The organism is Bradyrhizobium sp. Kon37, from assembly GCF_055807535.1.
In genome coordinates this window covers 343,371-369,301 of record NZ_JBVVOY010000004.1, presented here as the reverse complement: position 1 = coordinate 369,301, position 25,931 = coordinate 343,371, and the positions used below count along the sequence as shown (strand labels likewise).

Below are 25,931 nucleotides of genomic sequence, written 5' to 3'. Positions count from 1 at the left end.
AGGGGTCTGAGCGGTATGGCCCGTCACATCGTCGCGTCCACTTCGGAGATCCCACCCGGTGGCAACAAGGTCGTCGATGTCGACGGCCGCGACATTGTCGTGTTCCACGTCAATGGCGAGTTCTTCGCTTTGCTGAACCGTTGCCCGCACGAAGGCGCGCCGCTGGAGAAAGCGGCCTGTGTCGCGCGACTGACCTCGCCCGAGCCCGGCATCTATCGGCGCTCGCGCGTCGGCGAGATGCTGCGCTGTCCCTGGCATGGCTGGGAATTCGACATGCGCAACGGCCAATCCTGGTTCGACCCGAAGCGCGTCAAGATTAGGTCATATCCGGTCGCGGTGGAGCGCGGCGAGGAACTCCAGAAAGGCCCGTATGTTGCCGAGACCTTTCCGGTGCATGTCGAGGACAGCTATGTGATTGTGGAGGTCTGAGCAGCCGTTTCGGATTGTGATTTCGCCGCAGGTGGGATAAGCCTCGCCCGCATTTATGGCGGAGACGAGCTTTGTCGAAACAATCCCTGCGTGAGGAGGCCGAGCGCCTGATCCGCGAATCGATGGAAAAGAAAACCGTCGTCGTCAAGCAGGGTGATACCCGCATCGAGGCCGTCTGCGGTAAATGCGGCGCCCCGAACCGTGTGCAGGCGCCAAAGGGCCAGACCCGCATCAAGTTCGCCTGCAAGAATTGTGGGCATCAGCAAGAGACGCTGTAGGTTTCTTCACCCTATCCACAAGGGGAGAAGGAAAGCGCCTAATCCCCCTTCACAAACTTCGCGAATGCATCCGCATGGTCCGGATGCCAGCGTGACAGCGGCGGGCGGTTTTCCACGATGTCGCCGGCGGCCCACAGCATGCGCTTTTCGTCGAGCGCGCGCGGGACGTCGTTGTCGGGGCACAGGATGTAGAAATCGCCGGCCTCCAGCCGCGCCAGCATGAAATCCGCGGTCTGCTCGGCGGTCCAGGCGCCGGCCGGCTTCTCCGTCCGGCCCTTCGCGGTAAGGTTCGTGAAGACGAAACCGGGGATCAGCAGATGCGCGGTGATGCGGCAACCCGCAGTGTTGCGCAGCTCGTGCTGGAGCGCTTCCGTGAAAGCTTTCACGCCGGCCTTGGAGACGTTGTAGGCGGGATCGCCGGGCGGGGTGGTGATGCCCTGCTTCGAGCCGGTGTTGATGATGAGCCCCGCCCTGCCGCGCGCCATCATGTTGGGCGCGAAGATGCGCGAGCCATTGATGATGCCCCACATGTTGACGCCGATAATGCGCTGCCAGTTGTCGGGTTCGCCGAACAGCGTGCTGCCGGGCTGGATGCCCGCGTTGTTCATGAGGATGTCGGTGCCACCGAAGCGCTCGCGCACGGCGCGCTCCAGTTCCGTCACGCTCTCGGCCTTGCTGACGTCAATCGCGAAGGTCATCACGTGTGTGGCGGACGTCAGGGATGAGAGTCTTGTTGCGGCATCCGCCAGTCCCGCCTGATCCACATCGGCGATACACACCTTCATGCCGTCGCGCGCGAACGCTGCGGCGGCGGCGAATCCGATGCCGGACGCACCGCCGGTGATCACGGCAACATTGTCTTTGACGATGGCGGGGTGGGGCATGGATCGTCTCCGGGGAGGGGCTCGGTCGTGCCATAACATGGCACTCGCGCGACCCTGCACAAGTCGGCATGGGAGGTCTTCGTTCCGCGCCGACTTTACGCCTCTCCTTTACGCCTGTCCGGCATCGCAGTATTCTATCGACCAACGATCCCGCCCAGATCGAAACCAATCAATCATTTGACAGGGAGTTCAGCCATGGCTGTGTCGCAGGCTATTCCGATCACGCGCCATCCATTCGCCAACGGGTCCTACAAGCAGATGCTGATCGACGGGAAGTGGGTCGATGCGGCCTCCGGCAAGCGCTTCGAGACCCACAACCCCGCAACCGGCGAACTGCTCGCAACCGTGGCCGAGGGCGACAAGGAAGACATCGACCGTGCGGTCGCTGCCGCCCGCCGCGCCTTCGAAGGTCCCTGGAGCAAGGTCAAGCCGTTCGAGCGGCAGAACCTTCTCCTGAAGCTTGCCGACCTCGTCGAGAAGAATTTCGACGAATTGTCGCAGCTCGACACGCTCGACATGGGCGCGCCGCTCAGCCGTACCCGCGCCTACCGCCTGCGCGCCGTCGGAATGCTGCGCTATTATGCCGGCCAGACCACCGCGATCCATGGCGAGACCATCGAGAACTCGCTGCCCGGCGAAATCTTTTCCTACACGCTGAAGGAGCCGATCGGCGTCGTCGGCGCCATCATTCCCTGGAATGGTCCGCTGACTGCGACGATCTGGAAGATCGGTCCGGCGATCGCGACCGGCTGCACCGTCGTGCTCAAGCCCGCCGAGGAGGCGCCACTGACCTCGCTGCGCATCGCCGAGCTCGCGATGGAGGCGGGCGTTCCGGCCGGCGTCATCAATGTCGTGCCTGGCTTTGGCGAGACTGCGGGCGCGGCGCTTGCCGCGCATCACGACGTCGACAAGGTTGCCTTCACCGGCTCGCATGTCACGGGCCAGTCGATCATCCGAGCCTCGGCCGGCAACCTCAAGCGTGTCTCGCTCGAGCTCGGCGGCAAGTCGCCGGACATCGTGTTCGCGGACGCCGATCTCGATGCCGCCGTGCCGGGCGCTGCGATGGCGGTGTTTGCCAATTCGGGGCAAATCTGCAGCGCCGGCACCCGGCTGTTCGTCGAGCAGTCGATCTACGAGGAGTTCGTCGGCCGCGTTGCCGAGTTCGGCAAGAAGCTGCAGGTCGGCAACGGCCTCGATCCCAACACCCAGATCGGACCGCTGGTGTCGGAGCAGCAGCTCGAGCGCGTCACGAGCTATCTCGATATCGGCCAGAAGGAAGGCGCCAAGGCGCTCGCCGGCGGTGGCCGCGTCACCGAAGGCGCGCTTGCAAAAGGCTTCTTCGTCTCGCCGACGGTGTTCGCGGGCGTCCAGGACAATATGCGCATCGCGCAAGAGGAGATCTTTGGACCCGTCATCTCCGCGATCGCATTCAAGGACATGGACGAGCTGGTCAAGCGCGCCAACGCCACCACGTTCGGCCTCGGTTCAGGGCTGTGGACGCGGGACGTCAGCAAGGCGCATGCGGTTGCGAAGCGCCTGCGTGCCGGCTCGGTGTGGGTGAACTGCTACCAGGCGATGGACCCGGCCGTGCCCTTCGGCGGCTACAAGATGAGCGGCTACGGCCGCGAATCCGGCAAGCAGCACGTCGAGGAATATCTCAACGTGAAGGCCGTCTGGATCAAGACGGCCTGACGCGCCATCGCGTCCGGACTTCAGCGATAGGTCTTGCGTGCGGCGACGCGAGTCCGCTTGCGACGACCAAGGGTTGTTGCCCGGACGCTACATGCGATTTTGAAAGCGCGCGTCGTCCGCGCTTTTGCAAGACTTGCTATCCCATTCCGAATGTCGGCCGGTTAGTTCTGGTCACCGTCAATCTTCGGAATTGGAATATCAATAATGCTTCGCTTTGCTCCGATCGTGTTTGTGGCTTTGGGTGTCGCCTCGGCGCAGCCCGCACTCGCGGCCGATATGACCGCACGTGCGCCAGCGTACAAGGCGTCGCCACTGCCCGTTGCCTACAACTGGTCAGGCTTCTACGCCGGCGTGAATGTCGGGTATGGGTGGGGCGATGGTGCGAACAATCTCGCGCCCCATGATCCGGTCTTCACTGCGGGCGTGCTCGACGTCGCACTGGCGGGCGGCCTTGTCCCGGCTTCGCTGGCAACAAACGCGCGTGGTGTGCTGGGCGGCTTGCAGGCAGGCTACAATGTGCAGACGGGCTCGTTGGTGTGGGGCGTCGAAGCCGATATCGCGGCGGCCGACATCAAGGGTAGCTCAACGGTGACCCGAACCTTGCCGGTCTTCCCGACGATCATGACCATGCAAGATCAGAAGGTCGACTGGCTGGGGACCGTGCGCGGCCGGATCGGTGCCACCGTCGTGCCCGACTTGATGCTGTACGCGACCGGCGGTCTTGCCTATGGGCATGTCAAGGCGTCGACGTCGATCGTGGATCCCACGGGTGGGAGCGGCACGCCCTGCCTCAATGTGATCTGTAGCGCAGGCGCGGTGGAAAGCTGGCGCGTGGGCTGGACGGTCGGCGGCGGCGGCGAGTACCGCTTTGCGTCGAACTGGAGCGTCAAGCTCGAATATCTCTACTACGATCTCGGCAGCGAGAAATACACCATCTTCAATCCGCTGTTCCCGTTCACGCCCGGCCCGGCGCGCGGCTTTGACTCGACCGCCAATTTCACGGGCCACATCGCGCGTGTCGGCTTGAACTACAAGTTCGGCCCAGGCGCGGTCGTTGCGAAATACTGACCTGCCGTTCTGAGCAAGCAACGAGCCCCGGGACCACCCCGGGGCTCTTTGATTCCGCCACCTCTTTTGGCTGGCCAGCCATCCCCGCATGCAGCTTCCGAGCTGCGAGCCTTTCTCTTATGGTCCACGCCTCTCATCGACCATTTTGGGGCCAGCATGAAATTCGAGGCGTTGTTTCAACCGTTGCAGGTCGGTCCGTACAAGCTCGCGCACCGCGTTGCGATGGCGCCGTTGACGCGCATGCGGGCCGAGCGCGAGAGCTTTTCGCCGCGGCCGCTCAACGCCGAATATTACGGTCAGCGCGCCACACAAGGCGGCCTGCTCATCGCCGAGGCCTCGCCTGTGCTCTCGCATGGTCGCGGTAATCCGGCGACGCCCGGCATCTATTCGGAGACGCAGATCGCGGGCTGGCGCAAGGTTGTCGACGCCGTGCACGCCAAGGGCGGCATCATCTTTCTCCAGCTCTGGCATGTGGGCCGCGTCTCGCATTCCTCCTTCCACGGCGGGGAGCTGCCGGTCTCGGCCTCGGCGATCCCGATCAAGGCCGAAGGCATGAAGGCGATGACCGCCGACGGCAAGATCTCCGACTACGAGACGCCGCGCGCGCTGGAGACGGACGAAGTCAAGGGCATCGTCGAGGCCTTCAGACAGGGCGCGAAGAACGCGCTGGCCGCCGGCTTCGACGGCGTCGAGATCCACGGCGCCAACGGCTATCTGCTCGAGCAATTCCTGCAATCACGCAGCAACCAGCGCACTGATCAATATGGCGGCTCGATCGAGAACCGCGCGCGGCTTCTGCTCGAAGTGACCGAGGCCGCGATCGACGTCTGGGGCGCGGGCAGGGTCGGCGTGCGGCTGTCGCCCCACGGCATCGCCAATGATTCCGGCGAGCCCGATCCGATGCCGCTCTACACGCATGTGGTCAAGGCGCTCGACGAGCTCGGCCTTGCTTATTTGCATTTCATCGAACCGCGCTCCAGCGGCTCGGGGCGCGCCGAAGTCAACTGGCAGAACGTGCCGTCGGCAATGCTGCTGTTCCGCCCGCTCTACAGCGGCGTGCTGATGACGGCAGGCGGGTTTACGGGCGAGACGGCGAACGCCGCGATCGCAGAGGGACACGCCGACCTCATCGCCTTCGGCCGCATCTTCATCTCCAACCCCGATCTGCCGCGCCGCCTGCAGCACGACTACCCTCTCACGCCCTATAACCGTGCGACGTTCTACGGCGGCGAGGAGAAGGGCTATACGGACTATCCGGTGCATGACCAGCCGACGCCGGTCTGACACTGCCGTAGCCCGGATGAGCGAAGCGATATCCGGTGCTTCACCCAAGCTCTGGTCTTCCCGGATGTCGCTTCGCTCATCCGGGCTACGCCGTTATTGTGTTGCCGCGACGGACACCACGAATTCCGTCATTGCGAGCGTTGGGGAAACATCATGGCCAAAGCCGCAGCCGCCGCAGGAGTTGCCACCGGCCAATGCCTCTGCGGCAAGGTCACCTTCGAGATCGACGTCCCCGCACGCTGGGCCTGGCACGATCACTCCGCTGCCAGCCGTCGCGCCCACGGCGCCGCCTATGCAACCTATGTCGGAAGCTGGAAGAAGCGGTTTCGCATCACCGCAGGCAAGACGGCGCTGACCCGGTACGAGGACAAGGCAACGAAGACCGCGCGCAGCTTCTGCGCGCATTGCGGCACGCCGATCGCATATGAGCGCCCGCGCGGGCCGCACATGGTCAACATTCCCCGTGCGCTGTTTAGGGAACGCACCGGCCGCCAGCCGCTCTATCACATCGCGATCGAGGAGCTGCAGGAATGGACCTATACCGGTGAGCCGCTGGTACCGTTGAAAGGTTTTCCCGGTGTAGTCTGGCAGCGCTCGAAAAAGAAGAAGCGGGCGGGCGGCGAGGATCCGTTCGAGCTGGGGCGCGAGGAAATGTAACGCCTCGCGCACGCAACGCAGCCATGACCGCGCTTCCTTGCGCGCCTCCCGCGATTTCGGCCATCATGCTTCCTGCCTTGCGGCAACGTCCGCCTCTGGAGGAAACATGAAGAACAAGATCACCGGCCGCTCCGCCTTTCTCGCGCTGCTCAAGGACGAGGGCGTCACGCATCTGTTCGGCAATCCCGGCACCACCGAGCTGCCGATCATGCATGCGCTGAAGGACCATCCTGATCTCACCTATGTGATGGCGATGCAGGAGAGCCTGGTGGTGGCGATCGCGGATGGCTATAGCCGCGCCTCCGGAAAGCTCGTCGCCTGCAACGTCCATGTCGCGCCCGGCCTCGGCAACGCGATGGGCTCGCTCTACAACGCCCAGTTCACGGGCACGCCGATGATCGTGACCGCGGGCCAGCAGGAGCAGGGCCACGGGCTGATGGAGCCGGTGCTCTACGGCCCGCTGGTGCGCATGGCCGAGCCGCTGGTGAAATGGGCTGTCGAGGTGACGCGGCTCGAGGATCTGCCGCGCATCGTGCGCCGCGCCGCAAAAGTCGCGACCACGCCGCCGACCGGGCCGGTGTTCATTTCGTTGCCCGGCGACATCCTCAACAGCGAGGCCGGGATCGATCTCGGCCGCTCCACCCGCATCGACGCCCGCACAAGGCCATCGGATGAGGCACTCAAGGCGTTCTCCGCGCGGCTGCTGAGGGCCGAGCGTCCCGTGATCGTCACCATGGACGAGGTGGTGAAGAGCGACGCGCTGAAGGAGGCCGCCGAACTCGCCGAGCTTTTGGGCGCGGCCGCATACCAATCGTCGACGCCCTATGGCTCGCACTTCCTCTCCGAGAGCCCGAGCTTCGTCGGCACGTTGGCTCGTGTCCAGAAAGTCGCGCGCGACACGCTTGCGCCATACGACCTCTTGATCGCACTCGGCGGCGATCCGTTGCGGATGTCGGTCTACAGCGAGGTCGATGCGCTGCCGGAGGGCCTTGGCATCGTGCAGATCGGCCTCGGCGATTGGGAGATCGCCAAGAACTACGGCGCCGAGATCGCGCTGAAGGCGGATCTGAAGGAAACGCTGCGCGCGTTGATCCCGGTGTTGAAGGAGATGGGCGGCGCGGCCCTGGCGCATCGCGCGAGGCAACGTCTCGCCGAGCTCGCGCCGAAGAACTGGACCGCAAGGCGTACCGCGCTGGTCGAGCAGATCGGCAAGGCCGCGGACCGCAGCCCCATCGATCCAGACTGGCTGGTACTGCAAATGGTCGAGGCCATGCCCGCCAATGCCATCCTCGTCGACGAAGGCCTTACCTCGAGCCGCCAGATCACGGCGCTGCGTGCGCACCGCGATCGCTTCGGCTATCACGGCCTTGCCTCCGGCGGCATCGGCTGGGGCCTGCCGGCTTCCGTCGGCGCCAGCATCGCCAATCCCGATCGCCCCGTGGTCTGCTTCTCCGGCGACGGCAGCGCGATGTATTCGATCCAGTCGCTGTGGACGGCGGCGCATCACAAGCTGCCGCTCAATGTGGTCATTGCCAACAATGGCGGCTACCGCATCATCAAGCAGCGTCTGCTCGCCTTCCATGGCGACGACAATTACGTCGGCATGGATTTCGTCGATCCCCCGGTGGATTTCGCGGGCGTGGCGAAGGCGCTGGGATGCGAGGCTATCAAGGTCAGCGATCCCCGCGAGTTGAAGGCGACGCTGGCGTCGGCATTTGGCCGGCCCGGAACCAAGCTGATTGAGGTGATGGTGGACGGGAAGGTGTAGCCCTGCTGTCGTCCCGGCGAAGGCCGGGACCCATACCGCGTGATCTATCGGTCGCGCGTGCTACTAGTCCCCAACGACCAGTCTTCGCCAAATTGCTCCCTGGGGTTATGGGTCCCGGCCTGCGCCGGGACGACACCGAGGGGATGGTCGCAATTTACCCCTTCCTCCCCACCCTGAATCCCGCCGCCGGATGCGGCGCACCCAGCCTTGCACGCCCGTCACCGAACAGCTTCTCCCGCAGCGTGCCCTTTGCATATTCCGCCTTGTACCGCCCACGCCGCGTCAGCTCCGGCACCAGCATGTCGGCGATGTCCTCGAAATCGCCGGGTGAGATCGCGAAGGCGACGTTGAGGCCGTCGACATCGGTCGCCTCGAACCACGCCTCGATCTTGTCCGCGACCATCTCCGGCGTGCCGACCACGACAGGACCGGCGCCGCCGACGCCGACATGCTCGATGACGTCGCGCACGGTCCAGACGCGATCGGGATCGGCGCGGGTGACGTTATCGAGTGCGCTGCGACCGGCATCGTTCTGAACATGGCGCACCTGCTGATCGAGCTCGTAGCCGGAGAAGTCTATTCCGGTCCATCCCGACATCAGCGCCAGCGCGCCCTCCGGGCTGATGTGGCGGCGATAGTCGGCATATTTTTCGTTCGCCTCGGCCTCCGTCCGTCCGAGGATGATCGTCATCATCGAGAACATCAGGATTTCTGCCGGATTGCGGCCGAACGCGGCGGCCTCCTGACGGATCGCCGACACCCGCGGCGCGATCACCTTGGCCGACGGCCCCGACATGAACACGCATTCGGCATGCCGTGCCGCGAACTGCCGGCCGCGCGGCGAGGTGCCGGCCTGGTACAGCACGGGCGTCCGCTGCGGCGACGGCTCGCTCAGATGGATGGTGTTGTTGATGCGGTAGTTGGCGCCCTCGTGGTTGACGCGATGGACTTTTGTGGGATCGGTGAAGATGCCGCGCGTGCGGTCGCGCAGCACGGCGTCGTCCTCCCAGCTCCCTTCCCAGAGTTTGTAGACGACCTCCATATATTCGTCCGCGATCTCGTAGCGGTCGTCATGCCCGATCTGCTTGTCCTTGCCGGCGCCGCGCGCGGCGCTGTCGAGATAGCCGGTGACGACGTTCCAGCCGATTCGTCCCTCGGTGAGGTGATCGAGCGTCGACATCCGCCGCGCGAACGGATAGGGCGGCTCGAAGGAGAGATTGCTGGTGACGCCGAAGCCGAGATTCTGCGTCACCGCGGCCATTGCCGACAGCAGCAGCAGCGGATCGTTCGACGGCGACTGGGCTGCATTGCGCAAGGCTGCGTCAGGGCTGTTGCCGTAGACGTCATAGACGCCGAGCACGTCGGCCAGGAACAGTCCATCGAAACGGCCGCGCTCCAGCGTTTTGGCAAGATCGATCCAGTAGGGCAGGCGGTTATATTCGGCAGTGCGGTCGCGCGGATGGGTCCACAAGCCCGGTGATTGGTGCGCGACGCAATTCATCGCAAATGCATTGAGCCTGATCTGCTTGGCCATGATGGTCCCCCGGCGCCCTGTACCGGGCGCTCTTCGAATGATAGAGCTGCGCCCGAACTTGGCGAAGTTCTTGCATATAGCGCGACGTTGGCAAGGCCAAAATCAGCGGCGCTGCCGCGCTTGGCAAGCCAATCTCAAGAGAGCAAGAACGAAATCCCAAGACTATCGAAGTCCCCGCCACTTTCGGAGGCCTGCCCGCATCGGGTATGCTCCTTCGTCTCGCAACCTAAAAAAGAAAATAATGACCAGAGCCGATGCCATCGCCCGCGCCCGTGACGATTTCAAATCCGGCGCGTTCCTCGCCGAACTCGACCGCCGTGTCGCCTACCGGACCGAGAGCCAGAATCCGAACCGGAGCGTCGAGCTGCGCGCCTATCTGGAACAGGAGATGGTGCCCGCTTTCGCCGCGCTCGATTTCGAAAGCCGGATGGTCGAATCTCCCAGCGGCAAGGCGCCGTTCCTGTTCGCCGAACACCACGAGAGCGAGACTGCGCCGACCGTGCTGATCTACGGACATGGCGACGTCGTCGACGGCATGGAAGGCGAGTGGCGCGACGGCCGCGATCCCTGGCGCACCACGGTTTCGGGCACGCGTCTTTACGGTCGCGGCACGGCCGACAACAAGGGCCAGCACAGCATCAACATGGCCGCACTCCGCGCTGTGCGTGAGGCCCGCGGCGGCAAGCTCGGCTTCAACGCCAAGTTCATCGTCGAGATGGGCGAGGAGATCGGTTCGCCGGATCTCGGCAAGGTCTGCGATCTCAATCGCGATGCGCTCAAGGCCGATCTGTTCATGGCCTCCGACGGGCCGCGCCTGTCCGCCGACCGTCCCACCCTGTTCCTCGGCTGCCGCGGCGGCATCCGCATTCATCTCGATGTGACCCTTCGTGACGGCGGCCATCACTCCGGCAATTGGGGCGGCGTGCTCGCCAACCCCGCGACCATTCTGGTCAACGCGATCTCGACGCTGGTCGACGGCCACGGTCGCCTTGAGCTGGATGCGCTGAAGCCGCCGCGCCTCACCAACCAGATCCGCAGTTATCTTGCCGACGTGCAGGTGGTGCCGACCGAGGACGAGCCGGCGTTGGCCGAGGACTGGGGCGAGGAGGGTCTTTCGGCGGCCGAGCGGCTCTATGCCTGGAACACGCTCGAAGTGCTGGCGATGTCGTCGGGCAATATCGAGAAGCCGGCCAACGCCATTCCCGGCCACGCCAATGCCGTGCTGCAACTGCGTTTCGTGGTCGGCACCAGGATCGATGGGCTGATCGAGGCGATCCGCGCGCATCTGGCGCAGAAGGGCTTTCCGATGGTCGAGGTGCGGGCGGCGCAGAGCTTTGCCGCCTCGCGCACGGATTTCGACAGCCCCTGGATCACATGGGCAGCGGATTCGGTGCGCCAGACCACCGGCAAGGTCCCGGCGGTGCTGCCCAATTTCGGCGGCTCGTTGCCCAACGACGTGTTCTCCGAGATCCTGGGCCTGCCGACGATCTGGGTGCCGCACTCCTATCCCGGCTGCTCCCAGCATGCGCCCAATGAGCACATCCTGCTGCCATTGACCGAAGAGGCCTTGACGGTGATGGCCGGCCTGTTCTGGGATCTCGGGGAATTGCCAGGACCGCTCACAAGCCCGCTAACGCGCCCGCCGGCCTGAGCCGTTAACCGGAGCCGCGATCCAGCCAAAAGTCACATTCTATTCCAATCCAATTTGTGCTTGCATCCCGCCGGCATCATCCTGAAAGGGGACCCAAAAGTGAAACATTTCCGTAGCATCGGCCTCGCGCTCGCCGCGACCTTCGCTGTCAGCCAGGCCGGGGCCGAGGAGCTGACCGGCACGCTGAAGAACATCAAGGACACCGGCGCCATTACGCTCGGCTTCCGCGACTCCTCGATCCCGTTCTCCTATCTCGACGACAACCAGAAGCCCATCGGGTTCGCGATGGACATCTGCTACAAGATCGTCGACGCCGTGAAGAAGGAGCTCAAGCTCGACAAGCTCGAGGTCAAGCTCAACCCGGTGACCTCGGCGACGCGTATTCCGCTGATGGCGAACGGCACCATCGACCTCGAATGCGGCTCGACCACCAACAATGCCGAGCGCCAGAAGCAGGTCGCCTTCACCAACACCCATTACCTGACTGCCAGCCGCTACGTCTTCAAGAAGTCGAGCGGCCTGAAGTCGATCGACGATCTCAAGGGCAAGACGGTGGTCTCGACCGCCGGCACCACCAACATCAAGCAGCTCACCGAAGCCAATGTTGCGAAAAGCCTCGGCGCCAACATCATCCCGGCCAAGGACCACGCCGAATCCTTCCTGATGGTCGAGACCGACCGCGCCGTCGCCTTCGTGATGGACGACATCCTGCTCGCGAGCCTCGTTGCCGGCTCGAAGTCGCCCGACGACTACGTCATCTCCAAGGACGCGTTCTCCAAGCCTGAGCCCTACGGCATCATGCTGCGCAAGGACGACGCGGCGTTCAAGAAGGTGGTCGATGCGGCGACCGCAGCGCTCTATACTTCCGGGGAAGGCCAGAAGATCTACGAGAAGTGGTTCACCCAGAAGATCCCGCCGAAGGGTCTGAACCTCAACACCCCGATCTCGGCCGAGCTGAAGAACGAGTTCGCCAAGCCAACCGACTCGCCGAACCCGGACGATTATAAGTAAGCTATAACCGCGATCTTTCGATCCGGATCGTGTCCGGCCATCTTGACTCCAAGGTGGCCGGACATTTGCATAGGCGCCGGGACATCCATGACTGGCGCGTTCGCGCGGGGGACACGTGAACTACCACTGGAACTGGGGAATTTTCTTCGAGCCCAACCCGATGGGGACCGGCACCTATCTCGACATGCTGTTGTCGGGCCTGGTGCTGACCCTCAAGACGGGTGCGTTCGCCTGGATCATCGCGCTGATCATGGGCGCGATCGTCGGCGTGATGCGCACGCTGCCATCGAAGGGGGCGTATTGGTTCGGCTTTGCCTATGTCGAATTCTTCCGCAACATGCCGCTGCTGGTGCAGCTCTTCCTGTGGTTCTTCGTGCTGCCGGAACTGTTGCCGAAATCTGCCGGCCTCTGGCTGAAGCAGCTGCCGAATGCGCCGTTCTGGACGGCGGCGATCGGCATCGGGTTCTTCATGTCGGCGCGCGTCGCCGTGCAGTTGCAGGCGGGCATCGGATCGCTCCCACGCGGGCAGAAGATGGCGGCGACCGCGCTCGGCCTGACGACCTTGCAGGCTTATCGCTACATCTTGCTGCCGATGGCGTTCCGCATCATCCTGCCGCCGCTGACGTCCGAGTTTCTCAACACCATCAAGAACACGGCTGTGGCCATCACCATCGGTTTGCTTGAGCTGACCGGACAGGCGCGCTCCATGCAGGAATTCTCGTTCCAGGTGTTCGAGGCCTTCACCGCCGCGACCCTTCTCTATCTCCTCGTCAACGCCGTCGTCGTGACCGCAATGCGCTTCCTCGAGCGCTACGTCGCGATCCCCGGCTACATCACGGGGAAATAGCACCATGTTCAGCAATTTCGATTTCGAGGTCATCCGTCGCGCACTGCCCTATCTGTTTTACGAGGGCATGACGTTCACGCTGATGCTCACGGGGCTTGCGGCGCTCGGCGGCCTGATCTTCGGCACGGCCATCGCGCTGATGCGGCTGTCAGGCTTCAAGATCCTGGGCCGCATCGCCGGGGTCTATGTCGACTTCATGCGATCGCTGCCGCTCGTGCTGGTGATCTTCTGGTTCTACTTCCTGGTGCCCTATATCGGGCAGTGGGTGACCGGCGCGTCGCGCCCGATCAGCGTCGGCGCGTTCGCGTCCTCGCTCATCACCTTCATCATGTTCGAGGCCGCGTACTTCTCAGAGATCATGCGCGCCGGCATCCAGTCGATCTCGCGCGGCCAGCCGGCCGCTGCCAACGCGCTTGGCCTGACCTACGCGCAAACCATGCGCTACGTCGTGCTGCCGCAGGCCTTCCGTAACATGCTGCCGGTCCTGATCACGCAGACCATCGTGCTGTTCCAGGACACCTCACTGGTCTACGTGCTGTCGATCACCGATTTCCTCGGTGCGGCCAGCAAGGTCGCGCAGCGCGACGGCCGTCTGGTCGAAATGTATCTGTTCGCAGCAATCGTCTACTTCACCATTTCCTGTGTTGCGTCCTTCGGCGTTCGCCGCCTGCAGGCGCGCATCGCCATCATTCGATAGAGTCTGTCATGATCGAGATCAGCCACGTCGACAAATGGTACAGCCCGAGCTTCCAGGTGCTGACCGACTGCACCACGAGCGTCACCAAGGGCGAGGTGGTCGTGGTCTGCGGCCCGTCGGGATCAGGCAAGTCGACGCTGATCAAATGCGTCAACGCGCTGGAGCCGTTCCAGAAAGGTGACATCAGTGTCGATGGCACCAAGGTCAACGATCCCAAGACCAATCTGCCCAAGCTGCGTTCGCGAGTCGGCATGGTGTTTCAGCACTTCGAGCTGTTTCCGCATCTGAAAATCATCGATAATCTCTGCCTCGCACAGCAGAAGGTGCTCGACCGGTCGCGCGACAAGGCGATGGCGAAAGGCATGCAGCTGCTGGAGCGCGTCGGCCTGAAGGAGCAGGCGCAAAAGTATCCCGCGAACCTGTCCGGTGGCCAGCAGCAGCGGGTGGCGATCGCTCGCGCGCTCGCAATGGATCCCATTGTCATGCTGTTCGACGAGCCGACCTCGGCGCTCGACCCCGAAATGGTGAGCGAGGTGCTCGACGTCATGGTAGACCTTGCCCATGAGGGCATGACCATGATGGTCGTCACCCACGAGATGGGCTTTGCCCGCAAGGTTGCCAACCGCGTGATCTTCATGGACCGCGGCGAGATCGTTGAGGACGCCCCGAAGGACGATTTTTTCGGCAAGCCCCGCAGCGACCGCGCGCAGAAGTTCTTGTCGAAGATCCTGTCGCATTAACCCTGTCGTCATTCCGGGACGCGCCTATTGGCGCGGGCCCGGAATCCATATCCCCGACCGGTGGCTATGGATTCTCAGATGCGCAATTGCGCATCAAAGCTCGTCGCTTCGCGCCGTCCCGGAAATGACGAATAGAGGGGTGATCGGCCGCGGCAACTGGCGTATAACCGCACCAAATCTCTCTTCCCGCCAGGAGACCTGCCTTGGATCCGATCGCCTATGTCAACGGCTCATTCGTCCCGCTCTCGGACGCCAAAATTTCGGTGCTCGATCGCGGCTTCCTGTTTGCCGACGGCATCTATGAGGTCTCGGCCGTGCTCGACGGCAAGCTGGTCGACAACGCCTCGCATCTGGCGCGGCTGGAGCGCTCGGTCGGCGAGATCCAGCTGAAGCTGCCCGAGACGGTCGAGCGCATCACTGAACTCCAGAAGGAGCTGATCGCGCGCAACAAGGTCGCGAACGGCCTCGTCTATGTCCAGGTCACCCGCGGTGCCGACAAGGGCCGCGACTTCGCCTTCCCCAAGGGCGACGTCAAGTCGAGCCTGGTGATGTTCACGTCGGAGAAGGACATCATCAACGCCGCCTCGGCCAAGACCGGCATCAACGTGATCACCGTGCCCGACATCCGCTGGGAGCGGCGCGACATCAAGAGCGTGGCACTGCTCGCGCAAGTGCTGGCAAAGCAGGCCGCGGCCGAAGCCGGTGCGGGCGAGGCCTGGATGCTGCAAGACGGCTACGTCACCGAAGGCGGCTCGTCCTCGGCGTTCATCCTGACCCAGGACGACGTCATCGTGACCCGCAAGAACTCCAACGCGATCCTGCCGGGCTGCACCCGCAAGGCGGTGGTGGCGCTGGCGGAAGAGCGTCAGCTCCGCCTCGAGGAGCGTTCCTTCACGGTCGCCGAGGCGCTCGCCGCCAAGGAAGCCTTTGCCACCTCAGCCTCGCTGTTCGTCCAGCCGGTGGTTGCGATCGACGGCAAGAAGGTCGGCGACGGCAAGCCCGGCCCGCTTGCCGCGCGGCTGCGCGAGATCTACGTGGAGTTCGCCAAGGCGACGGCGGTTTAAGCGGCGCACTCGGTGTCATCGCCGCGAAGGCGGGCGATCCAGTACGCCGCGCGGGCGATGATTGAACCGAGAAGCTGTGGCGTACTGGATGCCCCGCCTGCGCGGGGCATGACAGTTGAGATCACCTCACGCTACCGATGCCTTCACCTTCACCGGGTGAACCGCACGGAACGCGATCGCGATTCTGTTCCAGGCATTGATGGCGCCGATCAGCATGGTCAGGTTCACCGTCTCCGCATCAGAGAATTGCGCGCGGACCTGCTCGTAGACGTCATCCGGTGCGTGCGTCTCGGAGATCAGCGTCACTGATTCGGTCCAGGCCAGCGCCGCGCGCTCGCGGTCCGTGTAGAGCGGGGATTCGCGCCAGGCATTGAGCAGATAGATGCGCTGCTCGGTCTCGCCACGCTTGCGGGCGTCCTCGGTGTGCATGTTGATGCAGAAGGCACAGCCGTTGATCTGCGACGCGCGGATCTTGACGAGCTCGATCAGCGATTTCTCCAGGCCGGTCGACTGGATCTGCTCTTCCAGTGCCATCAGTGCCTTCATCGTATCGGGTGCGGCCTGGTAGAAATTCATGCGGGGTTTCATGGTCGTTCTCCTTGCTTGCTGGGTTGATCTCAGTGGGCGCCGCCGGCCGAGGCGTGGCCGGCCTTCTTCAGGAAGAGGGTGGCGATCAGCGCGACGATCAGTGCCACGCCGAGCAGATAGAAAGTGTCGCTGAAGGCGAGGATATAGGCCTGCTTCTGCACGATATGGCCGATCGCAACATAGGCGCGATGCGATGCGTCCGCACGGTCGAGAATGCCGTGATTGACGAAGTATTGGGTGAGCTGTTCCAGCCGCGTCCGCGTCGCCTGCTCGAACAGCGAGACCGACTGCATCAGCACGTTGGAATGATACTGCTCGCGCTTGGTCAACAGGGTCTGCAACAGCGCGATGCCGACGGCGCCGCCGAGATTGCGCATCATGTTGAACAGGCCGGAGGCTGAGCCGGCGTTCTCCGGTTCGATGCCCGAGGTCGCCACCGCAGACAGCGGCGCCATCACCAACGCCTGGCCGATTGCACGAACCACATTGGGCCAGAGCAATTGATCGGCGGCATAGTTGCCGGTCATGGTGATGTTCATGAAGTTGGAGGCCGCGAACAGGACGAAGCCGACGCCGATGATGAGCCGCGCATCGAGCTTCTGCATCAGCCGCGGCACCAGCGGGATCAGCAGGAGCTGCGGCAGGCCGGTCCAGGCCAGCACCATGCCGATCTGCTCGGCATTGTAGCCCTGGATGCGGGCCAGATATTGCGGCAGGATGAACACCGAGCCGTAGAGCGCGATTCCCAGCAGGAAATTCGCGAGCATGCCGAAGCCGAAATTGCGGCGGACCAGCAGACGCAGGTTGAGGAGCGGCTTCTTCACGGTCAGCTCGATGATCAGGAAGGCAGTCAGCGCGACGGCCGCGATGACGGACAGCTTGACGATGAAGGGCGAGCCGAACCAGTCGTCCTTGTTGCCTTCCTCGAGCACGGTCTGCAGCGCCGACAGTCCGATCGCCATGGTGATGATGCCGGCCCAGTCGCCGTCGCGCAGCAACGACAGCTTCATGGGCTTTGCATCGAGGGCGTACCAGAGCATGCCGACCATGATCGCGCCGGGGACGACATTGACGTAGAAGATGTACTGCCAGCCAAAATTCTCGGTGAGATAGCCGCCGATAGTCGGGCCGATCGCGGGCGCGAACGTCGCTGACAGTGCGAACAGCGCAAGGCCCACGGGTTGCTTGGCGCGCGGCAAGAGCGTGATGATCAGCGTGAACGCCATCGGAATCAGCACGCCGCCGGTAAAACCTTGCACTGCCCGCAGCACGATCATCTGCGGTAGGTCCTGCGCCAGCGCACAGGCGGCCGACAGGATCAGGAACAGGACCGCGTTGGTGAGCAGATAGATGCGGATCGAGAACACCTGCGCCAGCCAGCCGGACAAGGGGATCACCACGATCTCGGCGATCAGATAGGAGGTCGAGATCCAGCCGCCGTCATCGATGCCGGCGCCGATCGCGCCCTGGATATCGGCGAGCGACGCATTGACGATCTGGATGTTCAGCACCGCCATGAAGGCGCCAAGCGTCGCGCCGATCACGGCGATCCAGGTCTTGGCCGAGACGGCGGGCGTTGCGGGGGCCGCGACTGGAGCGGGGATATTGGCGGGGGAGGCGGTATTGACGGTCGGTTGGAGCGTGCTCATGGAAGCCTCGTCTCGGTTACGGAGACAGGATGGATCAGGCAGTTCGTTTCGATAATCGACGAAGTTTGGGAAGGATCATCCGGCTGGGCTTGATAGTCCTTCCGGACCTTTCCGGCTTCAACCGCCGTTCGGACGGGCCGCGTTGTCGGCGAGATGCTTCGCCGTCTCGCGCTCGGCCATGACGGCCTGTTTGGTGTCGATACTCGGCGCCGCGGACATGCCGGGGCGCAGCAGCCCGGTCAGGCTGTGGTCGTCGAGCACGATCTTCACCGGCACCCGCTGCACGATCTTGGTGAAATTGCCCGTGGCGTTGTCGGGCGGCAGCAGCGCGAACTCAAGGCCGCTCGCCGGCGACAGGCTGTCGACATGGCCGCGCAGGGTCTGGTTACGGAAGCTATCGACGTGCAGCTCGACCGGCTGGCCGGCACGGACATGGGTGAGCTGCGTCTCCTTGAAATTCGCCACGACATAGACCGCATCGAGCGGCACCACCGCCATCAATTGCGTGCCGGCTTGCACGAACTGTCCCACGCGCAGTGAGCGGGCGCCGACCGTGCCGTCGACCGGCGCGGTAATCTCGGTGTAGGAGAGATTCAGGGTCGCCTGCTCCGCGACCGCGCGCGCGTGCTCGAGCTGGGCCGTGGCCTGCGCGCGCTGGGTGGTGAGCACGTCGATCTTGCGTTCCGCGGCCACGAGGCCCGACCTGGCATGTTGCAGTTGCGCGTTGCTGGCGCGCAACGCGGCGTCAGTCTGTTGTGCGCGCTGAATCGTGCCTGAGCCCGATTTCATCAGGTCGTCGTAGCGGGCGCGCTCCTCCTGCGCAAATTTCAGATTCGCGTCCGCAGCAGCGACATCGGCCGTGCTCTGCTCGATGATCGGCTGCTGGAGTTCGAGCTGGGCGTCGAGGTTGCGCACCGACGCTTCCGCCGCAGCGACATCGGCGCGGGCCTGGTCGAGCGCCGCCTTGAAGTCGCGGTCGTCGATCTTCGCCAGCAGCTGGCCCGCTTTGACCTTTTCGTTGTCGCTGACCAGCACCTTGGCGATGTAGCCCGAGACTTTTGGCGCGACGATCGTGGAGTCGGCCTTCACATAGGCGTCGTCGGTTGTCTCGAGATAACGGCCGTTGACCCAGTAGTCGTGTCCGTAATGGACAATCGCTGCTGTGCCCGCGAGGAACGCGAGCGCCAACGCCGCCCGCCGGACCATATTCCGGGTCGGACCACGCACCGGCACCGGAGGAGAAGCTTGCAGTATCTCAGTCGCTTGCTCGAAGTTTTCGGTGCGGGGCATCTCGGACATGGCAGTCTCCTGTCGGGTGGCTCAGACTATCGGTCTTATTCGCTCGATCGATAATCGGCGAAATACCGGAAGGATTATCCGCTGAGAGTGGATAGTCCGGAAATCCCGTCTTCGCGTAAGGTCTACCGAGCCGGAGGTGCGACTGCCCCAGAGCGATTGCCGCCTCTGTCGAGGGATTGCGGCTAACCCATCCGCCATCCGCGCGCGAGCTGATCTGACGGATAATCGGACAGAATTCCTTGCGATTATCGACCAAGAGTGGATAATCAGTCGGCATGGACCGATTGACGAGCCTCGAAGTCTTTAGCCGGGTGGTCGAGACCGGCGGCTTCTCTGCAGCAGCCCGCAAGCTCAACATGTCGACCACCATGGTGAGCAATCACGTTCAGGCGCTGGAAGACCGGCTCGGGGTGAGGCTGCTTCAGCGCACGACGCGTAAGGTCAATCTCACCGACATCGGCAAGGCCTACTACGATCGCTGCATCCAGATCCTCGCCGATATCGAACAGGCCGACGATATCGCGAGCGAATTGCAGTCGGTGCCGCGCGGGACGCTGCGGATCCACGTCGCCACGCACATGGTGCCGTTCGTCGCGCCCGTGGTGGCGAAGCTCCTGTCGGCCTATCCAGAGCTCAAGATCGATCTGCGCATGGGCGAAGCCGACATCGACCTCATCGAAGAAGGCTACGACATTGCCCTGCGCATGACCGCGCCGCCGGATTCGAGCCTGATCGTCCGCAGCCTCGCCACCTGGCGCCACGTGCTGTGCTGCTCGCATGATTATCTCGAAAGGCACGGTCGCGTGCAGAAGCTCGATGAGCTCACCACGCACAATTGCGGGCGCCATTTGAACTATCCGTTCGGCGACGATTGGCGCTTTTTCGATCGCAAGGGCGCGCCGGCATCGGTACGGATTTCCGGCAGCTTCGTCACCAACAGCGGTGAGGCCCTGCGGAAGGTGGCGCTGGAAGGCGCTGCCGTCTGCCTGATGGCCGGCTTTCTCGTTCGGGACGATCTCGAAGCCGGTCGGCTCGTTCGCCTGCTGCCCGAGTACCGGCCGGTCGAGATGTCGATGAACGCCGTCTATCCGCACCGGCATCATCTGTCGGCCAAGGTCAGGACCTTCATCGACATGCTCGTGCATCACAGCGCCGAGCAGCAGAAGCTAATCAATCCGTATTCATGAGGGGCGCGGCGGCGGCAGTCGTCCGAACACGGCGTCGAGCGCCAAGCCGATCGCAAGCAGGCCGCGATCGCTGCCCGCGGGCCCGTCCAATTCAAGCCCGATCGGCAGTTTGCTCCGGGCGCCGAGCGCGATCGGAATCTGGATGCCGGGAATGCCGGCATTGCTGCCGGGATCGGTGTTCTGGATGAACAGGGCGAAATTCTCCAGGCTGCTGGAATCGGGATTGGAGGCAATGGCGACACGCGGCGTGGTCGGGAAGGCGATGGCATCGAGCCGGCTGTCGGCGAAGGTCCTGCTGTAGAGCGCCTGAAGCTTGGGGCGTGCGGTATTGATCGCGGCATCATAGACCGGCTTGGGGTCAACCAGCGTGCCATCAGGGGCGGGAAGTTTGCGCGGGATCACCAGGCCATCATAGGTGCCCTTGACGTCGGCGCTGGAGACGTCCTTTGCCAGCGCCTCGATGGTGATGCCGGTGCCGGTATGCGCGAGATAGGCCACCATGTCGTCATAGGCCTCGTACAGTACGACTGGAAAGCTGACCTGGCCATTGAGTTCGGCCAGTTGCGGCATCTCGATCTCAACGATCGTGATGCCCTGCGTCTTCATTTTCGTGAGGGCTGCCTGGAATGCGGCGTCGGTGTCGGCGTCGAGATTGCTCAGCATCGTCTTTACGATGCCGATCCGCACCAGCCTCAGATCGGCCGGCGCGATGGCATCGCCGCCCGTAATGACGCGGTCGAGCAGCGCGACATCCGCCATGGTCGCGGCCATGGGACCCGCGGTGTCGCGGGTGTGCGAGAGCGGCGCGATGCCATCTTGCGGATAGCGGCCGACCGTCGGGCGCAGCGAGGCACATCCATTCAGTGCGGCGGGGACCCTGACCGATCCGCCAGTGTCGGTGCCGAGCCCGCCCGCGACTATCCGCGCGCCGATCGCGGCGCCCGTTCCGGAGGAGGAGCCGCCCGCGATCAGGGCGCGGTCATAGGCGTTGCGCACGCCGAACTCCGCGCCGGTCTTGAATGCGGTGTTGTAGCCGGAGATGCCGAAGGCGAGCTCGTGCATGCTGGTCTTGCCGATGATGACCGCGCCCGCCGCACGCAGCTTTGCGACCACCGGCGCGTCGGCCCTCGGAACGTAATGTTTCAGCGCTGGCGTTCCCGCGCTGCACGGGAGCCCCGCGACCTCGATATTGTCCTTGATCACGATGGGAACGCCGCCGAGCGGCTTGTCCTTATTGTCGTTCGCGTCGAATGCGGCCGCAGCCTTCAGGGCGCCGGCCTCGTCCAGGGTGACGAAGGCATTCAGATCGGCATTCGCCGTGGCGCGGGCGAGAGCTTCCGTCGTGAGCGCGGTGCTCGTGATTTTTCCGGCGCGGAGGTCGGCCACAGCCTGGGTCAGGGTCAACTGATCGAAATCCATGAGGCGTCACCCCGTTGCAGGAGCGCCATCAGGGCGCGCCTCGGCTCCAGAGGCTGAAGCTTCGTCGGCGCCCCGTCAACCGTAGGCGCGCATCTTTGCAGGTGATGGGGCGTCGAGCTCGGCGAACAGCCGCTCGACCTCGGCCTTCACCTTCCCGATCGCGGCGTCCTTAACCGGCCCGTAGCCCCGGATATCCATCGGCGCTTTTGCAATGGCAACCAGACTTGGCAGATGCGCCGCGTCGAGCCCGCCGAGCAGCCGTTTGATGATGCCCTCGTACCAGGTGATCAGTTCCCGCTCCGCGCGCCGTTCCGCCGTGTAGCCGAACGGGTCGAACGGCGTCCCACGCAATCCTTTCAATCGCGCCAGCATGGCCAGCGGCATCTGGATCCACTGTCCGAAGGCGCGCTTGCGCGGACGTCCGCGGGCGTCGCGCTTCGACGGCAGGAACGGCGGGGCGAAGTGATATTGGATGCTGAAGTCGCCGTCGAATTCGCCTTTCAACTCGTCGAGGAAGCCGCTCTGCATGTGCAGCCGCGCCACCTCGTACTCGTCCTTGTAGGCCATCAGCTTGAACAGGGCGCGCGCAACCGCCTCGGTCAGCGCCTCGCTGCTCAGCGGAGCCTCAGCGCGCCGGACTTTCTCGATCGCCGAGCGATAGCGCGCCGCATGGGCCTCATTCTGATAGGCGGTGAGGAAGTCGGCGCGGCGGGTGATGATCTGGTCGAGCGTCTCGGCTTTCGGCGCCTCGTCCACCTTCGGCAAGAAGTCCGGATCGGCGGCCGCGATCCGGCCCCAGGCAAAGGCCTGCTTGTTGCTTTCGACCGCGACGCCGTTGAGCTCGATCGCGCGCAACAGCGCCGACAGCGAGACCGGCAGCAGCCCGTGCTGCCAGGCAAAGCCCAGCATGACGATGTTGGCATAGACGGCATCGCCGAGCAGGCGCTCGGCCAGCGCGTTGGCGTCGATGGTGTCGAGATTGCCGTCGCCGATCACCTGGCCGATCGCCCGCAGGCGGGCGGGTGAGGCGAGATCGGCGTCGCGGAAGCGGACGACGTCGCCGGTCGGCATCTCTGCGATGTTGACCGCGGCGCGCGTGCCTTTCCGATAGGTGCCGGACGCCTTTGGCGAGGAGCTGACGACGAGGTCGCAGCCGATCAGCGCATCGGCCGCGCCCTGATCGACCCGGACCTGATGCAACGCGTCGGGGGATGCAGCCAACCGGATGTAGCTCAGCACCGGCCCGAATTTTTGCGCAAAGCCGGTAAAATCCAGTACCGAGACGCCGTTTCGCTCGAGATGCGCCGCCATGCCGATCAGCGCGCCGACCGTGATCACGCCGGTGCCGCCGACGCCGGTGACGAGCAGATCATAGGGGCGGTCGAGCGTCGCGGGCGCGGGCAGAGGGAGCGTGGCCGCGTGGCCGACCGCGTCGATCCGGCTCGCGCCCTTCTTCCGGCGCGTCGCGCCCTCGACGGTGACGAAGCTCGGGCAGAACCCGTTGAGGCAGGAGAAGTCCTTGTTGCAGGATGAGAGGTTGATCCGGCGCTTCCGGCCAAAGGGCGTCTCCTTGGGCTCGACGCTGAGGCAGTTGGATTCGACCGAGCAGTCGCCGCAGCCCTCGCAGACGAGATCGTTGATATAGGCGAAGCGTTTGGGATCGGCCATCTGTCCGCGCTTGCGGCGGCGCCGCTTTTCGGTGGCGCAGGTCTGCTGATAGATCAGCACCGAGACGCCCGAGATTTCGCGCAGCTCGCGCTGCACGGCGTCCATCTCCTCGCGGGGATGGATACTGACGCCGATCGGCAGGTCCGCCGGCGAAAACTGTGCGGGATCGTCCGACACCAGCGCGATGCGCGCAACGCCCTCGGCGCGGACGCTGTGCGCGATGGCGTGGACGCTGATCGGGCCGTCGACGGGTTGGCCGCCGGTCATCGCGACGGCATCGTTGAACAGGATCTTGTAGGTGATGTTGGCTTTGGCCGCGATCGCCTGCCGGATCGCCATCGAACCGGAGTGATAGTAGGTGCCTTCGCCGAGATTCTGGAAGACGTGCTTGCTTCCGGTGAATCGTGACGAGGCGGCCCAGTTCACGCCTTCGCCGCCCATCTGGATCAGCGACGAGGTCTCGCGGTCCATCCAGCTCGCCATGAAATGGCAGCCGATGCCGGCCAGCGCCTTCGATCCCTCGGGCACCTTTGTCGATGTATTGTGCGGGCATCCCGAGCAGAAATAGGGCGTGCGCGTCGCACCGCTGACGTTGATCGTGCGCGCGGCCTCAGGCATCAAGCCGGCTGCGCGCGCGGCGAGATTGAGGCCTGAGAAGATCGGATCGAGACGGCGTGCGAGCACCCCAGCGAGCGCTCGCGGCGACAATTCGCCGATCCAGGAGATCAGCCGAGCGCCGGTCTCGTCGTGCTTTCCGACCATGCGCTCGGGTTTTTCGCCCGGATAATCGTAAAAATATTCTTTGAACTGGCTTTCGATGATGCCGCGCTTCTCCTCGACGACGAGGATCTCGCGCTTGCCCTTCACGAACGCCATCGCGTCATGCAGCGCCAGCGGCCAGACCATGCCGACCTTGTAGATGTCGATGCCGATGCTGCGGCAGGCTGCTTCGTCCAGGCCCATCAGCCGCAAGGCTTCCATCAAATCGAGATGCGCCTTGCCTGTGGTGACGATGCCGTAGGTGGCGCCGGGGATGTCGTAGATGTGACGGTCGATCGGATTGGCCTTTGCGAAGGCGTAGACCGCGTGCTTCTTTGCCTCCAGCCGCTCCTCGATCTGCGGGCCGGGCAGGTCGGGCCAGCGATAGTGCAAGCCGCCGGGCGGCGGCGTGAAGTCCGGCGTGTGGAAGGCGCGCGACGGGCGCAGCGCGACGGAAGCGCCGGATTCCACGATCTCCGAGATCGCCTTGAAACCGACCCACATGCCGGTGAAGCGGCTCAGCGCGTAGCCATATTCGCCGAATTCGAGATACTCGCTGACGCTTGCGGGGTGGAGCGTCGGCATGAACCAGCTCATGAAGGCGACGTCGGACTGGTGCGGCATCGAGGACGAGACGCAGCCATGGTCGTCGCCGGCAACCACCAGCACGCCGCCATGCGGCGAGGAGCCGTAGGCGTTGCCGTGTTTCAGCGCATCGCCGGAGCGATCGACGCCGGGACCCTTGCCATACCAGAGCCCGAACACGCCATCGACCTCGCGGTCGGCTTGCGTCTCGACCTGTTGCGAGCCGAGCACCGCAGTCGCGGCAAGATCTTCGTTCACTGCGGGGAGGAATTCGATGCGGTCCCGCTTCAGCCGTTCCTGGATGCGCCACAGTTCGAGGTCGATGCCGCCGAGCGGCGAGCCGCGATAGCCCGAGATGAAGCCCGCCGTGTTCAGCCCCGCGGCACGATCGCGCCGCACTTGGTCGAGCGCAATGCGGACGATGGCCTGCGTGCCCGTGAGGAAGACGCGGCCCACTTCGCGATCGTAGCGGTCGGAAAGCTCGTAGGCGTCGAGTGACGAAATGGCGTCCATCCGGACCTCCCGCGGCATCCTTGCCCGATGGGAGAAGGGTAGGCCTGGGCGACTGGTAGGTCTTACCTTTCTTTCCGAACATCACGCCTATTGTGGTAGAGTTATCCAAAATGATCTATACGAAGGTAGATTAATCCAATTTGGCGGTATCCATGATTGAAGACCAGGACGCGCGGATTCTCGCCTTCCTTCAGAAGGACGGCCGCGCCACCAACCAGCAGCTCGCCGACGCCGTTGGCATGTCGACGTCGGCGTGCTGGCGCCGGGTGCGCGCGCTGGAGGAGAGCGGTGCCATCCAGGGCTATGCGGCCCTGGTTGCGCGCGAGCAGGCCGGTTTTGCGATGTCCGCGATCCTCCACGTCTCGCTGGAACGGCACGACGCAAAATTCGTCGACGAGTTCGTCGCGCGGGTAACCACGCGGCGTGAGGTGCTGGAGTGCTTTGCGACCACGGGCGATGCCGATTACCATTTGCGCGTCGTCGTGCAGGACATGGCCGCCTACAACCGATTCCTCGACGACTTCATGTTCCGCATTCCCGGCATTCGCTATGTGAGAAGCAACGTGGTGCTGAAAGAGATCAAGACCGGCGTCGCGCTGCCGTTTTGAGCTTGCGGCGTATGCAATCTGTCGCTTCACCCTGAGGAGGCCGCGTAGCGGC

Annotated in this window: 22 protein-coding genes; 15 read left to right on the top strand and 7 right to left on the bottom strand. The window is 64.0% G+C overall.

Annotated elements, in window-relative coordinates; genetic code table 11:
- Window positions 1-15 precede the first annotated feature (15 nt).
- A complete protein-coding gene (locus AC0L3J_RS12545) occupies window positions 16-429 on the top strand; it encodes a Rieske (2Fe-2S) protein (RefSeq protein WP_473347181.1) in 414 nt (137 codons plus the stop codon).
- A 71-nt stretch (window positions 430-500) separates the two neighbouring features.
- A complete protein-coding gene (locus AC0L3J_RS12540; protein ID WP_007615092.1) occupies window positions 501-707 on the top strand; it encodes a hypothetical protein in 207 nt (68 codons plus the stop codon).
- Between the two features lie 38 nt (window positions 708-745).
- Here the strand turns inward: AC0L3J_RS12540 and AC0L3J_RS12535 are convergent, their stop codons facing one another.
- Entirely contained in the window at window positions 746-1,591 is an 846-nt protein-coding gene (locus tag AC0L3J_RS12535; protein ID WP_473287894.1) for an SDR family NAD(P)-dependent oxidoreductase, read from the bottom strand.
- A gap of 195 nt (window positions 1,592-1,786) precedes the next feature.
- Between AC0L3J_RS12535 and AC0L3J_RS12530 the strand changes: the two genes are divergently transcribed.
- The 5 genes from AC0L3J_RS12530 (at window position 1,787) to AC0L3J_RS12510 (ending at window position 8,060) form a co-directional block, all read left to right on the top strand.
- Entirely contained in the window at window positions 1,787-3,283 is a 1,497-nt protein-coding gene (locus AC0L3J_RS12530) for an aldehyde dehydrogenase family protein (RefSeq protein WP_456767647.1), read from the top strand.
- A 204-nt stretch (window positions 3,284-3,487) separates the two neighbouring features.
- Complete coding sequence (locus tag AC0L3J_RS12525) at window positions 3,488-4,351, top strand: outer membrane protein (RefSeq protein ID WP_473347180.1); 864 nt, start codon at window positions 3,488-3,490, stop codon at window positions 4,349-4,351.
- A 156-nt stretch (window positions 4,352-4,507) separates the two neighbouring features.
- Window positions 4,508-5,635: an alkene reductase gene (locus tag AC0L3J_RS12520; RefSeq protein ID WP_473347179.1), complete on the top strand. Its 1,128-nt coding sequence runs from the start codon at window positions 4,508-4,510 to the stop codon at window positions 5,633-5,635.
- Window positions 5,636-5,788: 153 nt separating this feature from the next.
- The gene (locus tag AC0L3J_RS12515) at window positions 5,789-6,292 is read left to right on the top strand and encodes a GFA family protein (protein ID WP_063994009.1); all 504 of its coding nucleotides are present in this window, start codon (window positions 5,789-5,791) and stop codon (window positions 6,290-6,292) included.
- A gap of 106 nt (window positions 6,293-6,398) precedes the next feature.
- Window positions 6,399-8,060 carry a thiamine pyrophosphate-binding protein gene (locus AC0L3J_RS12510; RefSeq protein ID WP_473347178.1) on the top strand — a complete coding sequence of 554 codons (1,662 nt, stop codon included), beginning with the start codon at window positions 6,399-6,401 and terminating at the stop codon, window positions 8,058-8,060.
- Window positions 8,061-8,214: 154 nt separating this feature from the next.
- On the opposite strand, the gene AC0L3J_RS12505 is transcribed toward AC0L3J_RS12510, so the two are convergent.
- Window positions 8,215-9,594, bottom strand: coding sequence for an LLM class flavin-dependent oxidoreductase (locus AC0L3J_RS12505; RefSeq protein WP_473347177.1), 1,380 nt, complete (start codon window positions 9,592-9,594; stop codon window positions 8,215-8,217).
- Window positions 9,595-9,835: 241 nt separating this feature from the next.
- On the opposite strand from AC0L3J_RS12505, the gene AC0L3J_RS12500 reads away from it, so the two are divergent.
- From AC0L3J_RS12500 to AC0L3J_RS12475, 6 genes are all read left to right on the top strand, one after another.
- Window positions 9,836-11,245, top strand: coding sequence for a M20 family metallopeptidase (locus AC0L3J_RS12500; RefSeq protein ID WP_473347176.1), 1,410 nt, complete (start codon window positions 9,836-9,838; stop codon window positions 11,243-11,245).
- A gap of 99 nt (window positions 11,246-11,344) precedes the next feature.
- Window positions 11,345-12,256 (top strand): amino acid ABC transporter substrate-binding protein, encoded by a 912-nt coding sequence (locus tag AC0L3J_RS12495; RefSeq protein WP_027565488.1) that lies wholly within the window; start codon window positions 11,345-11,347, stop codon window positions 12,254-12,256.
- A gap of 115 nt (window positions 12,257-12,371) precedes the next feature.
- Window positions 12,372-13,103, top strand: a complete 732-nt coding sequence (locus AC0L3J_RS12490) for an amino acid ABC transporter permease (protein ID WP_473347175.1) — start codon at window positions 12,372-12,374, stop codon at window positions 13,101-13,103.
- Window positions 13,104-13,107: 4 nt separating this feature from the next.
- Window positions 13,108-13,800, top strand: coding sequence for an amino acid ABC transporter permease (locus AC0L3J_RS12485; protein WP_007597029.1), 693 nt, complete (start codon window positions 13,108-13,110; stop codon window positions 13,798-13,800).
- 8 nt (window positions 13,801-13,808) lie between these two features.
- Complete coding sequence (locus AC0L3J_RS12480) at window positions 13,809-14,540, top strand: amino acid ABC transporter ATP-binding protein (RefSeq protein ID WP_007597027.1); 732 nt, start codon at window positions 13,809-13,811, stop codon at window positions 14,538-14,540.
- 203 nt (window positions 14,541-14,743) lie between these two features.
- Window positions 14,744-15,604 carry a D-amino-acid transaminase gene (locus AC0L3J_RS12475; protein ID WP_473347174.1) on the top strand — a complete coding sequence of 287 codons (861 nt, stop codon included), beginning with the start codon at window positions 14,744-14,746 and terminating at the stop codon, window positions 15,602-15,604.
- 126 nt (window positions 15,605-15,730) lie between these two features.
- Here AC0L3J_RS12475 and AC0L3J_RS12470 read toward each other — a convergent pair whose 3' ends face one another.
- The 3 genes from AC0L3J_RS12470 to AC0L3J_RS12460 all read right to left on the bottom strand — a co-directional run bounded on the left by AC0L3J_RS12470 (window position 15,731) and on the right by AC0L3J_RS12460 (window position 19,140).
- The gene (locus AC0L3J_RS12470) at window positions 15,731-16,192 is read right to left on the bottom strand and encodes a carboxymuconolactone decarboxylase family protein (protein WP_007615070.1); all 462 of its coding nucleotides are present in this window, start codon (window positions 16,190-16,192) and stop codon (window positions 15,731-15,733) included.
- Between the two features lie 29 nt (window positions 16,193-16,221).
- On the bottom strand, window positions 16,222-17,841 hold the full coding sequence (locus AC0L3J_RS12465; RefSeq protein WP_473347173.1) for an MDR family MFS transporter: 1,620 nt from the start codon (window positions 17,839-17,841) through the stop codon (window positions 16,222-16,224).
- A gap of 117 nt (window positions 17,842-17,958) precedes the next feature.
- On the bottom strand, window positions 17,959-19,140 hold the full coding sequence (locus AC0L3J_RS12460) for an HlyD family secretion protein (protein WP_473347172.1): 1,182 nt from the start codon (window positions 19,138-19,140) through the stop codon (window positions 17,959-17,961).
- 275 nt (window positions 19,141-19,415) lie between these two features.
- Between AC0L3J_RS12460 and AC0L3J_RS12455 the strand changes: the two genes are divergently transcribed.
- On the top strand, window positions 19,416-20,327 hold the full coding sequence (locus AC0L3J_RS12455) for a LysR family transcriptional regulator (protein WP_473347171.1): 912 nt from the start codon (window positions 19,416-19,418) through the stop codon (window positions 20,325-20,327).
- Here AC0L3J_RS12455 and iaaH read toward each other — a convergent pair.
- Together iaaH and AC0L3J_RS12445 are read right to left on the bottom strand one after the other, a co-directional pair.
- Complete coding sequence (iaaH, locus tag AC0L3J_RS12450; RefSeq protein WP_473347170.1) at window positions 20,322-21,746, bottom strand: indoleacetamide hydrolase; 1,425 nt, start codon at window positions 21,744-21,746, stop codon at window positions 20,322-20,324. The genes AC0L3J_RS12455 and iaaH overlap by 6 nt on opposite strands.
- A gap of 75 nt (window positions 21,747-21,821) precedes the next feature.
- The gene (locus tag AC0L3J_RS12445) at window positions 21,822-25,271 is read right to left on the bottom strand and encodes an indolepyruvate ferredoxin oxidoreductase family protein (protein ID WP_473347169.1); all 3,450 of its coding nucleotides are present in this window, start codon (window positions 25,269-25,271) and stop codon (window positions 21,822-21,824) included.
- A 152-nt stretch (window positions 25,272-25,423) separates the two neighbouring features.
- On the opposite strand from AC0L3J_RS12445, the gene AC0L3J_RS12440 reads away from it, so the two are divergent.
- A complete protein-coding gene (locus AC0L3J_RS12440; protein ID WP_275171054.1) occupies window positions 25,424-25,879 on the top strand; it encodes an Lrp/AsnC family transcriptional regulator in 456 nt (151 codons plus the stop codon).
- Window positions 25,880-25,931 lie beyond the last annotated feature (52 nt).

Excerpts from the sequence above, each read along its gene's own strand:
- AC0L3J_RS12465 (WP_473347173.1), bottom strand. The coding sequence starts at position 17,841 with ATGAGCACGCTCCAACCGACCGTCAATACCGCCTCCCCCGCCAATATC.
- AC0L3J_RS12545 (WP_473347181.1), top strand. The coding sequence starts at position 16 with ATGGCCCGTCACATCGTCGCGTCCACTTCGGAGATCCCACCCGGTGGC.
- AC0L3J_RS12445 (WP_473347169.1), bottom strand. The coding sequence starts at position 25,271 with ATGGACGCCATTTCGTCACTCGACGCCTACGAGCTTTCCGACCGCTAC.
- AC0L3J_RS12535 (WP_473287894.1), bottom strand. The coding sequence starts at position 1,591 with ATGCCCCACCCCGCCATCGTCAAAGACAATGTTGCCGTGATCACCGGC.
- AC0L3J_RS12510 (WP_473347178.1), top strand. The coding sequence starts at position 6,399 with ATGAAGAACAAGATCACCGGCCGCTCCGCCTTTCTCGCGCTGCTCAAG.
- AC0L3J_RS12455 (WP_473347171.1), top strand. The coding sequence starts at position 19,416 with ATGGACCGATTGACGAGCCTCGAAGTCTTTAGCCGGGTGGTCGAGACC.
- AC0L3J_RS12440 (WP_275171054.1), top strand. The coding sequence starts at position 25,424 with ATGATTGAAGACCAGGACGCGCGGATTCTCGCCTTCCTTCAGAAGGAC.
- AC0L3J_RS12500 (WP_473347176.1), top strand. The coding sequence starts at position 9,836 with ATGACCAGAGCCGATGCCATCGCCCGCGCCCGTGACGATTTCAAATCC.
- AC0L3J_RS12460 (WP_473347172.1), bottom strand. The coding sequence starts at position 19,140 with ATGTCCGAGATGCCCCGCACCGAAAACTTCGAGCAAGCGACTGAGATA.
- iaaH (WP_473347170.1), bottom strand. The coding sequence starts at position 21,746 with ATGGATTTCGATCAGTTGACCCTGACCCAGGCTGTGGCCGACCTCCGC.
- AC0L3J_RS12470 (WP_007615070.1), bottom strand. The coding sequence starts at position 16,192 with ATGAAACCCCGCATGAATTTCTACCAGGCCGCACCCGATACGATGAAG.
- AC0L3J_RS12505 (WP_473347177.1), bottom strand. The coding sequence starts at position 9,594 with ATGGCCAAGCAGATCAGGCTCAATGCATTTGCGATGAATTGCGTCGCG.
- AC0L3J_RS12515 (WP_063994009.1), top strand. The coding sequence starts at position 5,789 with ATGGCCAAAGCCGCAGCCGCCGCAGGAGTTGCCACCGGCCAATGCCTC.
- AC0L3J_RS12530 (WP_456767647.1), top strand. The coding sequence starts at position 1,787 with ATGGCTGTGTCGCAGGCTATTCCGATCACGCGCCATCCATTCGCCAAC.
- AC0L3J_RS12485 (WP_007597029.1), top strand. The coding sequence starts at position 13,108 with ATGTTCAGCAATTTCGATTTCGAGGTCATCCGTCGCGCACTGCCCTAT.
- AC0L3J_RS12525 (WP_473347180.1), top strand. The coding sequence starts at position 3,488 with ATGCTTCGCTTTGCTCCGATCGTGTTTGTGGCTTTGGGTGTCGCCTCG.
- AC0L3J_RS12480 (WP_007597027.1), top strand. The coding sequence starts at position 13,809 with ATGATCGAGATCAGCCACGTCGACAAATGGTACAGCCCGAGCTTCCAG.
- AC0L3J_RS12520 (WP_473347179.1), top strand. The coding sequence starts at position 4,508 with ATGAAATTCGAGGCGTTGTTTCAACCGTTGCAGGTCGGTCCGTACAAG.